General features: G+C 46.2%; 12 protein-coding genes. 5 read left to right on the top strand and 7 right to left on the bottom strand.

What is annotated here, in order from left to right:
• Positions 1 to 365: 365 nt before the first annotated feature.
• The 4 genes from KHU33_RS11050 to KHU33_RS11035 form a co-directional block, all read right to left on the bottom strand.
• Complete coding sequence (locus KHU33_RS11050; protein WP_211462902.1) at positions 366 to 605, bottom strand: hypothetical protein; 240 nt, start codon at positions 603 to 605, stop codon at positions 366 to 368.
• 55 nt (positions 606 to 660) lie between these two features.
• On the bottom strand, positions 661 to 1,278 hold the full coding sequence (locus tag KHU33_RS11045) for a hypothetical protein (RefSeq protein WP_211462901.1): 618 nt from the start codon (positions 1,276 to 1,278) through the stop codon (positions 661 to 663).
• Between the two features lie 40 nt (positions 1,279 to 1,318).
• Positions 1,319 to 2,944 (bottom strand): alpha/beta hydrolase, encoded by a 1,626-nt coding sequence (locus KHU33_RS11040; RefSeq protein WP_211462900.1) that lies wholly within the window; start codon positions 2,942 to 2,944, stop codon positions 1,319 to 1,321.
• A 228-nt stretch (positions 2,945 to 3,172) separates the two neighbouring features.
• Positions 3,173 to 3,544: a DUF6232 family protein gene (locus KHU33_RS11035; protein ID WP_211462899.1), complete on the bottom strand. Its 372-nt coding sequence runs from the start codon at positions 3,542 to 3,544 to the stop codon at positions 3,173 to 3,175.
• A 588-nt stretch (positions 3,545 to 4,132) separates the two neighbouring features.
• Between KHU33_RS11035 and KHU33_RS11030 the strand changes: the two genes are divergently transcribed.
• The 5 genes from KHU33_RS11030 (at position 4,133) to KHU33_RS11010 (ending at position 10,283) form a co-directional block, all read left to right on the top strand.
• A complete protein-coding gene (locus KHU33_RS11030; protein WP_211462898.1) occupies positions 4,133 to 6,811 on the top strand; it encodes a type VI secretion system Vgr family protein in 2,679 nt (892 codons plus the stop codon).
• Positions 6,812 to 6,940: 129 nt separating this feature from the next.
• Complete coding sequence (locus KHU33_RS11025; RefSeq protein ID WP_211462897.1) at positions 6,941 to 7,816, top strand: hypothetical protein; 876 nt, start codon at positions 6,941 to 6,943, stop codon at positions 7,814 to 7,816.
• Entirely contained in the window at positions 7,794 to 8,360 is a 567-nt protein-coding gene (locus tag KHU33_RS11020; RefSeq protein ID WP_211462896.1) for a hypothetical protein, read from the top strand. The genes KHU33_RS11025 and KHU33_RS11020 overlap by 23 nt, the downstream gene beginning before the upstream one ends.
• A gap of 235 nt (positions 8,361 to 8,595) precedes the next feature.
• Positions 8,596 to 8,979, top strand: coding sequence for a DUF1249 domain-containing protein (locus KHU33_RS11015; RefSeq protein ID WP_211462895.1), 384 nt, complete (start codon positions 8,596 to 8,598; stop codon positions 8,977 to 8,979).
• Positions 8,980 to 9,323: 344 nt separating this feature from the next.
• Positions 9,324 to 10,283 carry a DNA-methyltransferase gene (locus KHU33_RS11010; protein ID WP_211462894.1) on the top strand — a complete coding sequence of 320 codons (960 nt, stop codon included), beginning with the start codon at positions 9,324 to 9,326 and terminating at the stop codon, positions 10,281 to 10,283.
• On the opposite strand, the gene KHU33_RS11005 is transcribed toward KHU33_RS11010, so the two are convergent.
• From KHU33_RS11005 to KHU33_RS10995, 3 genes are all read right to left on the bottom strand, one after another.
• Entirely contained in the window at positions 10,249 to 10,782 is a 534-nt protein-coding gene (locus tag KHU33_RS11005; protein ID WP_211462893.1) for a hypothetical protein, read from the bottom strand. The genes KHU33_RS11010 and KHU33_RS11005 overlap by 35 nt on opposite strands.
• A 342-nt stretch (positions 10,783 to 11,124) precedes the next feature.
• Positions 11,125 to 11,346: a hypothetical protein gene (locus KHU33_RS26855; protein ID WP_407928269.1), complete on the bottom strand. Its 222-nt coding sequence runs from the start codon at positions 11,344 to 11,346 to the stop codon at positions 11,125 to 11,127.
• A 514-nt stretch (positions 11,347 to 11,860) separates the two neighbouring features.
• On the bottom strand, positions 11,861 to 12,103 hold the full coding sequence (locus KHU33_RS10995) for a DNA translocase FtsK (RefSeq protein WP_211462892.1): 243 nt from the start codon (positions 12,101 to 12,103) through the stop codon (positions 11,861 to 11,863).
• Between the last annotated feature and the right edge of the window lie 403 nt (positions 12,104 to 12,506).

The raw sequence follows: 12,506 nt of genomic DNA, 5'->3' as shown, positions 1-12,506 counted from the left end.
CAAACATACTATTAAAGGTCACGTGATTTCGCAGTCCTTCAATGTTGCATGTTAATAGAGGCATGCCGCAATGTTCAGATAATGTCATGCGTTTTTATTCTCTAAATAGGTTTCACTGCACCGATGAAAACGACTGTAATTCTGTCTGATATCCTCTGTTATCGCCTATAAGTTCTCCGCGATAAAATTTTACCTGCAGCGTGTCAAAATCCCACCGTTCATGCGCGTCTCCACCGCATGAAAATGCCATCACATCAAAAGCTCCACGCTAATCAACGAGTTAGCAGCCATCACTTTTTCTACTCCACTTGTAGAAGCAAAAACTGCTGATGTGTTTGTGTGATGGCTGCCCCGATTGACTGCAGCTAACGGCGTTTGCCCGTTCGAATTTCGTCAGCGATTCGCTCAACTTCTGCATTCGCCGTTTTCCACTCTGCATCTGCAGCGGCGAGATTATCCAAATCACTCGCTGCTGGTTGCCCACTTCCCTGTGGATAGAACTGCTTAGTGATGGCAAGGAAGGCTGCTTGTCTGCGCTCGAATGCACGACGTTGGTTTTCTATAGCGACGCGCTCTTCAGCACGTTGTTCTTCAAATGTGTTCATGACTGATTCCCATGTAAACACAGCGCCGATGTATTGAACGTGTAATTATAGAAACCTAGGTAGCGTTGTATAACTCGTTCGTGGCACCATTGAATAAGTAAACCTCTGCGAACTGGCTTTCCGTAAACCCGCCTTCCCGCTCAATAGCAGAGAGCAATTGCTTCCACCCGATCCTACCGCGAAGCTTGATTTCCTCGCACGCAATCAGCAATACGGTGCCTGGATGATATCGCTTCGACGCCTTTTTCCAGAATTGCGTTTTAATTGCTACCGATAGACGCTCGATGTGCTCATCGCAATCGACGGCGCTCATCGTTGCAATTACTCCACCAGATTTTTTGTCGCGATGTATTGGGCCTGCTCCCGGAGCGCAACCTCGAAAAACAAGTAACTCAGCCCTCAATGCATCATCCCCGTCATAGCCCGCATAGGTAACTTGGACTTCGAATTCCCGGTCAAAATATCCGGTGATCCTAATACGGCCATCAGCACGCCCAGAATTTTCAAAACCCTCTACCGCGACATCCAATCCTGGTTGCTTGTAACTGAGAGCAAGGCGGCTAAGTGGGTATAGCTCTTCTCGCAACGTCTTACTTCGACCAATTTTTTGATGGTAATCTTTTTCAGAGAGAGCTTCGATGCAACGATCGATTTCTGTTGCGAATGCGTACACGCCCCTCATAGTCACTGCCCCCTCTTTGCATCGGTTACGTCTATTTTTGTTTTACAACGTCATCGAGAACCATCTGATTGACCATGCACCAGACTGGATGGGTAAATATAGTGTCATGATCTGGGATTGCCGATTCATGACTGGCAACATTCCAAAACGGATCATGCGCGGGACCCAGCGCAGGGTAGAACTTATCGTTGCAAGTTCCAGACTCTCCTTTGCAACCATCGCTTTGGCGCCCTCGGAACAACTCTCGATACGTGCCATGGCGTATTTGCAGTTGAGCCCCCGGTGGTCCGGCAACATTAGTATCCCACTGACGTTCATACGGAGCCTTAGACGTATTTTCTGCCTGCCGCAACCAGCCATCGGCAATTGGGCACAAAACTTTCGATGGCGAACTTGCTACCAATGAATAGGAAGTAACTGCCGCTGGGTGATTTAGTTCTAATTCATGGGTCGTGCCATACGGTTGGCTTTCAATTGAGTTATTGCGTGCCACAAAAGCCCGAACGTGACCGATAGCGTGGTCTTGACCAAACTGCGTTCGCAGCAATATACGCTGCGCGGCAGGGAACGCCCAGCCAGTCGCCCAGTCGCAATCAAAAACTCCGTCTTTCTCACCCGGGCGAGGATGAACAGAATTTGGGATACCCCAATCGCAGGTAGCCGTCAGCGACATCAAAATTGGTTTCTGCCGCGGCGAAAAATAGGCATTGTCATTGCTCACAAATGGCTGGAAATTAGCGATCTCATTTTCTTTTTTCTGCAAAATTTCCCAATTAGAAAAATCACTAGCAGGGTTAAATAAAACCGTCAGATCCCCAACTCCACGAATCGGTTCGCTTTGTTTGCTTTTTGTAAGTGCATCTATATAGACTGGAGTTAACCCAGTGATCAATAAATTCCCTCCGAAGCTATGCCCTGAAATCAGCAAGCGATTTAAATCAGGAGAAATTTTGTCATCATGCAGTAAAGCGTCAATATCCAGTAATTTTGCCGCGACTTTGTCCGCAATGAATTCACTGTTGGCTTTACGCGACTTGAAAGTGAACAAAGTCGGCACAGTCAATTCATCAGTCCAGTGCCAGCGCCAAGCATTACCTGACCAACCAACATATATGCCAAAAACACGAGCGTTTTGACCAAATAAGAATTCACGCTCATGTAGGTAACGTGCAGACAACGCCACCATAGTACGAAAAGCGCGGACATTACTGTCATCAATTGATGCATCATGCCGCCAGCCGTGGACAAATACGACCACATATTTCGGCCCGGGAAAATCGCTTAACGCGTCCTGGATAGCTCGCCATTGTTTAGGTTCACGTAACGATCCATTTTCAGAAAATTCCAGAAAATTCAGCTGAAACGAAATCGTCTGCTCAGACTCTGCCAACGCTATCGTATGTCTCTCTTGGTAGCAGCCTGCCGCCGCACCTACAACACCACTTTCGAACGCACCAGGGTGTCGATGCTGGGCCTCTTGAAATACAGGTGATCCCGCACCGGTTTGATATAGCTGACAAGCGGTCGCATTTGGATCTAATTGGCGAAATGGCGCGTTAAAATTCGCACACGCTACCAATTGAAAAATGCAGAAACTTGAAATGAGAAATCTCAAAATATTTTCAAGTGGATTTCTATGTATTTTACGTTTTCTCATTGCATTTATCTCCCTAGGTAAGCACTGGGTCGCAAAAATGTAAGATCATAAAAGCAAAAAATTCAGCCTCACTCGTATGTACGAGAACCAAACTGGAATATCCACAAAAAAATTCAATCTGACACGAAAATCATTTCGCGGTAACGTAATCTCCCTCATAGCTTCAAAGAGCGACATTGCACTTCACTCTGCCTTCTTACAGCCGTGGCGATGACTTCTCATTCAGCTTCAACCACGTGCGACGATCGCCTCGTTAAGACCTTGGATGACACTGGAGATGAACTCTTTGTTTTGACTATTGAGTGCCCGTGTTTCGCCGGAAGCGCTGCTAAGCACCACATGGTGAGTGGCTTTGCGGAACAACAATAGAATGCCAATGACCAACGGGATACCAATTACCCAGATGTTTGCGTGACTCAGTAGTGCCACGACTGCTATAAAAAAGGCGACTATCGGCCCCGTTTTGCTTGGGGTTTCTGTGAAAAACTTCACTGACGTAATGCCGGACATTGCATAGGTCTGCGAGGAAACGATAAAGCGTGCGTTTGTAACCTTGACGTCGCCGCCATCGTAGTAGATCTTTTCCTGTGATTCGCTCATTTTATTTCCCTATAGTGATTGTTATGTGAATCGAGCCATTACTCTCCGTGGCTACAAAATGGCTGATGTGCACCGTCTCCAGTGCCAGTGCTCTGTACTTCTTTTGGAATCCAATTTTTCATCGATGAAATTCCCCTTGATACAAATGGTAATGAGCAGCGTTTATCTGCCATCACGGAACCGCAAAAAAAATAGCCTGCCGAATAGCAACCACGGGGCAGCAAGTTGCACTGAAACATCATTCCTGACAGTCGTTATTAAAGTAGCAGTTTTTGAGCTTCAATAGCGTGTCGTCGAAGAAATATTTTTATTTGCGAAACACATTGCTGGCTGACCAGCATTGTTCTGTAGGCGGCGAGCCCTGACAGTCTCTGACATTCCCTGAAATCAAAGGAAGTTACATTGATGCATTACTTCGCACATTGCCGGTGCTCCCTGCATCCGTTTTTATCATTTGCATAGAGCGTCCCGTTGCCTTGACGAATGACAGGAACAGTGTGGCGGCGTATTGATCTGCGGTTGATGCCACTGTAGGCGACTAACTCTAGCCTGATGTAACGATAACAATTCCCCAGGAAAAAGATTCCTATGTTTAACACCTCTCGCACCTTAACCGCGAAGAGCAGCGCAATTCCTGAGTTGCTAGGGCAACCTGCGTTAATCCCGGTCAGCCTGTCAGGCACCGAAGGCATCAACGCGCTGTTCAACTACAAGCTAATACTGAAGACGCCAGATGCATTGAATCATCTGGCCGATGCAGCCGCCAATTTCAATCTGGACGATTTTATCGGTCGCGAACTGACCGTCACCATCGAACTCGAAGGCAACGGCAGTTTTATTTCAGGCGCAGTGGGCGGCAGCAGACTAGGCAATGTGGGGGCCGGTACGCGTGAGATTTCGGGCTTGATGACCGATGCGCGGATGCTGCGCCAAGAAGGACGGCATGTGTTCTACGAAGTCACGCTGCGACCTTGGCTGCATCTGGCAACCTTGACCACGGACTGCAAGATATTCCAGGATATGACCGTGGTAGAAGTGCTCGATAGCTTGCTGGCAGACTATGCCTTCCCGGTCGAGAAATGCCTGTATGACGCTCATCTGTACCCGAAGCGCGATTATCAAACGCAGTACAACGAAACCGATTACGCATTCTTTTGCCGTCTCACGCAGGAATTCGGCATCAGCTTCCACTTCTCCCATAGCGACGGCGCCCATAGGCTTGTCCTGGCGGACGCCAACGGGTCTTATCGCAAATTCAGAAGCAGTGCATATCACGTACTGAATTTTTACACTGAAGGCATGCGCATCGATGAGGAAACGATATCCGCCTTCACTCCCGAGCGCAAACTCACTGCCGGCACTTACACGACGCGAGACTATGATTACACGCGACCGAAGGCGAATCTCACGGCAAGCCGTAGTGACCGTCAGTCCACCGCACAGAATAATCAGGAAGTCTACGAATGGCATGTCGACGCGAACTATGCGCAACCGAAGGCCGGACCGAGCCAGGCTGAAAACGATCCCCGCGCCGAAGGAGACTTCATTGCCAGAATGCGTATGGAAGGCATGCGCAGTCACGGCCATCGCGCCCACGGCTCCGGTCATGTCCGCGCGATGGTGCCGGGTTGCACATTCACGCTGAAACGATATCCGCAAGACACTGCCAATATTGAATATATTATTTTATCGACCACGTTGACCATCGAAGAGGTCGCACAGGAAACGCAACGAATCGGCAGTCTGCGTGGTCAGCAGTATCGGGTTGACGTGGATTTTACCGTCCACCCCGCCAATGGTCAGGAATTCCGTCCAGACCGCACGACCCGCAAACCGATCGTCCCAGGTATCGCCACCGCGGTTGTCGTGGGACCGGAAGATCAAAACATCTGGACCGATTCGCTTGGGCGCATCAAAGTGCAGTTTCCGTGGGACCGCATTGGTCAAAAAAATCAAAACAGCAGTTGCTGGGTGCGGATAGATGCACCGTGGGCCGGTAATCAATTAGGCGGCATGCACCTGCCGCGTACCGGGCAGGAAATTTTGATTTCGTATATCGGCGGCGACCCTGATTTACCCGTCTGCACCGGACGAATTCACAACCAGATGAATTTGCCGCCGTGGTCGTTGCCAAGTCAAAGTGCCTTGTCCGGTTTCCGCAGCCGTGAATTGACGCCAACAGGCGGCAACGGTGCTGGCGGTCGCAGCAATCATCTGGTGATGGATGATACCGAGAAGAAGATTCAAGTCCAACTCAAGAGCGATCATCAGCATAGCCAGCTATCGCTTGGCAATATCACGCGCATCGAAGACAACGCCGGACGCAAAGACCCGCGTGGAGAGGGTTTTGAGCTGCGCACCGATGGTCACGGTGCCGTTCGTGCCAAAGACGGATTATTGATCACGACTGAAGCACGTGCCAACGCGCAAAGTCATATTACCAATATGGGCGAGACAGTCCAACGCCTGACGCAAGCTCGCGGCCAGCACGAAACCCTCGGCGATCTGGCGCAACAGCATCAGGCACAGGATCACGATAGCGACCAGAGCGATGTCGCCAAGGTCATCAAGGCGCAAAACAATGCCATCAAAGGAACCGGCGGCGATGCCAAAGTGGGAAATTTCACCGAACTGAGCGAGCCGCATCTGATCCTTGCCAGCCCTGCCGGAATCGAAACCACCACACCACAGTCAACGCACATTGCCAGCGGCGAACATATCGCGCTGACCAGCGGCCAGCATTTGAGCCTGTCCGTTGGTCAACGACTATTGGCAAGCGTCAAAAACGGCATACGTATCTTCACGCATAAAACCGGAATGAAATTGATTGCGGCAGGCGGCGACATTGACTTGCGGGCGCTGCAAAATAATATCAACCTGCTTGCCAAGCTCAACGTCACCCAGACCGCCAACCGCATCACCATCACCGCCAAGGAAGAAGTCATTGTCAACGGAGGCGGCAGTTATATGAAATGGAATACCAGCGGAATTGAGACTGGGACCAATGGTAGTTGGGTAGTGCATTCAAATAGTAAAAATTTGGATGGTCCTAATAGTATGCATATTCCTGTGCTATTTGCTTTGCCATTTGACGAAGCATTTCTTGTGAAAGATAAAAATACCGGAGCAATCATGGCGGGCAAGAAATATAGAGTTAAGCGCCAAGACGGTAGTTATGAAGAAGGAATAACGGATGACACTGGACATACTCATTTGATAAGTACTTTCATTCCCGAAATTATTACACTTGAAATGCAGGAAGAATAAATAAAATTCAGACATCAAAATTAACTAGGTGATTAATTAACTGCAATTGGTATATTGACATATTTTTTACTTGATGGCTTGCTGCGACAAAGAAATAAATGTCGGTTATTTAAATTACGAGGAAATACGATGAGTGCCGCAGTTGATATAAAATGGAAAGTTTATGGTGATTCAACAACTTCACCTGTAGAAAATACAAAGCGAAAAATAGTAGAAATAGAGCCAGTAAAACTCTTGTTTTTACTTTTTTGGGTAAAGGGAAAATATGGAGGAGCGCTCTACAGCGAGGGCGCAAAGACCAGAATGCATAATATAAAAAATAGTGCGTGGTATAACCCAGCAATACATGAGGTGCACTGCCCAGATATTGAAGACTTATCCGAAATAAAAAATATTGTTGCACGCTATATTGCCAAGTTTGGTGGTAAAACCAAGGTGCGTACAAAGGAAAGTAGTATTCATTCTCATGCTGCCGGAGATGGTCCGTTAGGAAGTGTTAATCCTGTCCAATTTTCTTTTCATTCGGCAACAGAATTTGCTCAAATGCAGTTGGAAGGTTGGGATGCTATTGATTTTAATTGGTGTACTGATACTCCAAGATTTATTGTATATGGTTGTGATTCGGCACTTGAGCTTCCCCCCGAAGATAACCCAAATAAGAAAAGTTTTAAAAATTTTGCCAAAAATTTATCAGAAAGATCTAAGTTTTTAGATGTTGAAATTTGGGGGCAGTCCACCAAATCTGTTCCATCATTTTTACCTGACTATCGAGTTACATCGTTAGCAAGAGATATGCATATGGGTTGGTCTAGAGGGCCAACGTATCAGATAGCGGGACACATCAAAGGAGGAATAAAGGCGACCGATAATGCTATCCGCATTGATGATCCTGAATACGTTCATAAAAACAATGATCCAGCTGAACCTATGAATTGTTACCTGAATGGAAAAAAGATTCGCTCAGTAAATCAAGGATACTTTAATGATCATCGTAAAAAAACGTAGAATAATAAAATGGTTATTGTTTGTAGTTGGCTTTGTCGCGCTTCTATTTTTATTGAGACGTTGTATTTATTTAGAACCACCGTTTACGGTTCACGGAGACAAAGAGATACTCAATAAAGTGCATGTTAATGTATACATGTTTAAATATGATTCACGCTCTTTTTTGGCAACAGTTTTTTTAAATGGTAAATCGTATGCTGCAGACAATAGTAAAGTAGATAGATTCGAAATATATGCAAATTATGACAATAAATTATTCTCTCATTATTCTTATGACAATATTCCGAGAATGGTAAATGATGATCAAATGACGCGCAATGCCCTTTTTTTCTGTAAAAAATCTTCTGGCCTATATCTATCGAATAATAGCGATCGAAAGTGCGATGCACCCAGGGAAGATGAAAAGATGCTTCCATTTGAAGAGGAAGTGAAACAAGAATTGTCAGAGAACGCAAATCCATTACATCCAAAAACCAAAAACGAGATAGACGATTTTGTTAATGATCTAAAAAATGGATTTAATGAAATAAAGATTCTTCATTGACAGTTTCAATTTGAACAAAGCTAGTCATGTGCGTTGTAAGTACATTCTGTACAAGAACATGAATCTCAACTGAACCGCCGCCATCATCAATACACTGACGACAGTGCAACGCGGATTTATTTAGCCACGACGTACGAGCGATTTATTCCTTGTGAATGAACGCAATTAAAGCCGTTGTCTATCTGCGGTAGTCGACGGGATAGTACCTGTAACGAATTCAATACGAGTTACCGGCATGGACATCTATCAAAAAAACTACCGCAAGCTGTTGCAACTCATCCCCACATTGCACGAAATAAAATCAGCTGCCAAACTCACGGCACCGGGATACATGAATCTGAATCTCGATATCCTGAATCGCCACCACAAGAAAACAGTCATCGCTCTCAGTCACTACTACAAGCATCCATCTGGCGACATGATTGCCGATCCTGACATGACGATTGCCGTCTACTCTGCAAACGAGACCATCGAAGCACTGACGTATCAAGACTGCTTCGGCTACCGCAAAGTCTACGACGACGACCTGATGGCATTCAGCCCATCGACCAAAAAAGAACTGAATTCATTTCTCGGTCAATGGCTGACAAATTTATTGGAGCAAGGTCATGCGTTATAATCTTACATTACACATTGCCTACACTAGCCACAACGGCAATGTGTTCCCAAACTGTTGAATCTTATATTTCATGACATGGCATCGTTCCGTCGTGCCAGACACGCTCGACATAATCGTCAGCCCTCGGGCGTTGCGCGACCATCAATGCCCCACCACGCTTCAGGCGTGCTGTGTCGCCAATCTCTAAATTACTGTCCATCAAGAACACTCAATATTAGGATAGTTGTATATCACGCACTTGGCACTTGTTGTTGACCACCGTAAATATAAAAACCTTGGCTGCCCGTAAGCTAACGCAGTGATGGCAGTGACAGTCAAGCGTTATCATTTCACAAAGGAAAGAAATGGAATTGAAAGATAGTTTATTTGCAGGCGACTGCCGAGAAGTACTAAAAAACATACCCGAAAATTCAATTTCGGCTTGTATCACGGATCCCCCTTATAACTACGAATTCATCGGACACAAATGGGACGATGGGGAAATACAGCGCAGATTGGAGAAGGTCAAAAGTAGCAGCACATTGGTGAAAAACATACCATACGGTAGTGGTCTAGCGGGCGGTGTTCGCAATGAACGATGGTACAGAAACATCAAAAAAAATATCGAAGAGTACGAACAATGGTGCTATGAGTGGGGGACCGAAGTGTATCGAGTCTGTAAACCCGGCGCATTCGTTGTCGCGTTTAATAGCACTAGAACGTCGGCGCATGTACAAGTTGCGTTAGAGAGGGCAGGATTTTATGCTCGTGACATTATTGTATATCGGCGATCCACTGGCATTCCGAAAGGGTTGAATGTATCAGCCCAAATGAAAAAAAAGGGTGTCGAAGAGGCCCCTGATTGGGAACGTTGGCATAGTGCATTCCGAAGTGAATGGGAAGCGATTGTAGTAGTTCAAAAACCACTTATTAATAACTATTTGGAAACTCTTGACCTGTCAGGCGTCGGAGTTATTAAAGTGATAAATGACGACGGCTCCTTCCAATCCAATATTTTGGAAGGTATCCGCCGCGATAAACCCCATGACTGGAATGTCCACTGCACTGTAAAGCCGATGGCACTGATGGAAAGGCTTATTGAATTGTTCGTCCCGCAGCCAAGCGAACATATCGTGCTTGATCCATTCGCTGGTTCTGGCACGACATTAGTTGCGGCAAAAAAATTAGGCGTACGATATATGGGTATTGAAATCGTTCCGAGTTATATCGACATAATTAAACGACGGCTTGGTCAAAAAATCGATAGCCCAGAAGCCCCTATTGCCCATATTAACGAACAACAGGAAACCTTCCCTTTTGGTTAATCAAATACTGTTTAATATCTACTCCGGTCATCTTTTCGATAAAATCAAAAGAATTTTTCCCTGTGATCACGGTCCAATCGCCACTTATACATGCGCTTATCGCAGCACCAAGATTGTCTTCTCTAGCAATTAAAAGCACCGGGGTAAAGCCTTTTGTTTGTAGCAAAGGGCCGTAAGCTTTAAATTTTTTTAGAGTCCCGGCATCTCCCGAACCGATACGATACTTAGTGTCAATTGCGAATTTCCCTACCCCCAGATCATATGGTGAATCCAAGCCAAATTTCTCAGCAACCGAAAAATCGGAACAACACTGACGGCACAACTCTGTCACAAGAAGCTGCCAACACATTCCCAATTCCCGTCCCCAAAACTGTCGATTTTCGCGTTTAAGCAACGGGGTAATGTTGAATACTTCCATCAAGACATCAATGTCATCGTTTTCTTCTGCATAGGATTTAGCATTAAAAGAATTTTGGTATTGCTGCAATATCTTGTTCAAACTTTGCTCAGTAGCCGGTAGCATCGCAACCCTTCCGTGTATATAGAAGGTTGCTAGTCTAGCATCTGGCAGCGTCAAACTATCAAATAATGAAACAATAACGTCGAATCGATAGGCCTAATTAAAGGCGCATGCGAACTCATGTATTGCCACTGATCGAAATTTGATTGAGGTACCCTGCTGTTCTACCTAACTGTTAGGAAGAAGATAAAAAGGTGATCACTCTGAAACTGCTAGGAAAGATACAGCTAATGTATTTTCAGGATAATTTGTCACTGCATGGAACAACTTGGTTGTGTTATCCGTCCCTGATCAACAAAACTCAGGGACGGATCAAGCAAATCATTTTACGTTCGCGTTAATCAGCTGGTAATACGTGCTGGCACCCGCCTTCGACAATTTCGCCTCTGCGACAAATATATCTAGAATTTCCTTACGGGTGACGCCCTTCACCGCTTTCATCCGTTTGTAAATTTCTGTCGCGATGACCATCTTCACTGGCGCAGCCACTGCCGATGCATCTGGCGATTTTTCTGCGCTCGATGCTACCGGTGTCTTGGCCACATCGTTTTTAATTTCCGTTGGAGATACTGCCGCAATCGTATTAGACGCCGTTTTACCCGATTCCAGTCCAGTCTTGATAGATTCTGCCGGATTGATAGCGTTATCCGTTTTTACCGGCGTTATTACGCTCGTCGGTTCTGGCACCTTGATTGTCGCCGTGGTCGTGACCGCAGCGGACTCCTTGACTGGCTCAACTACTTTAACTGGTTCCGTTGTCTTGGCTGGTTCGCTCGTTGCTTTGAGTGTGATGGTTCCGGTAGGCTTTATCATGATAATGATCTTTCGTCGTTGATCGAGTCATCACCATCCGGTCTACCGTAAAAAATCTCAACGCCAATCTGACAAGTCACATCTTCGGCATGAACGTACAACCAGCAAAGAAATCATCAATTTTCTTGGTCACCCATGTCATTTTCCATGTCAGTAGAACGTATGCCGCTACTAACTCGTTGATTCGCCAGGATATTCTCTACTAGAACAGAAGCTCTTCTAGCTTTACCGTTACAACCAACCGTCAATTACTACTTTCACCGAACGCTGGTCCATCATCGATGGCCTGATTCTTGTACTGTGGAGTCAGCGTACGGAAATTTTCAGCATTCAGCCCGGTTACCACGCCATTCTGTTCAAGCTCATCCATCAACGCTAACGCGACGCTATAGCCCAAAATCAAACGACGCTGCAACAGCGATACGGACACGACCTGCTCTTTCAGCAAAACAGCCTTCGCCAATTCGTACATAGTAGATTCAGTCACAGATAATTCTCCTAAATGGTATCCAGTCCGCTTTGATGAATCGCCAGCCGGCTCAGGTCGACATCCCAGGTCCTGCCGGACCTGCAAAATTGGCACGTAGGCCAGGCAGCCACAGGCTACCAAGCCCACGTTCCGCTTTGGGTTACCACCGCCAACGGGTCAAGCTGTCCACAAACTGACACGATGCCCATCCGCACCGCTGGCACCTGTGAGCCATCAGACACGACCTACCGTCTTCGTCTTGCCCATATTTGCCGCTTCCCACCCTTGGCTCACCTCTCGGCCTTGGTATTGACCGGTAAATATTCGAGGAATAATTTAAATGATTTGATGATTTGATATATTTTTTAAAACCATCATACAAAAAAATAATATATATAAAACATTCCAAAAACACGGACGA

It is taken from the genome of Collimonas silvisoli (assembly GCF_018305005.1).
GTDB classification, from domain to species: Bacteria; Pseudomonadota; Gammaproteobacteria; order Burkholderiales; family Burkholderiaceae_D; genus Collimonas; species Collimonas silvisoli.
Note: the sequence above shows the minus strand (reverse complement) of the source record. Positions and strands in the feature narration are given on the sequence as shown.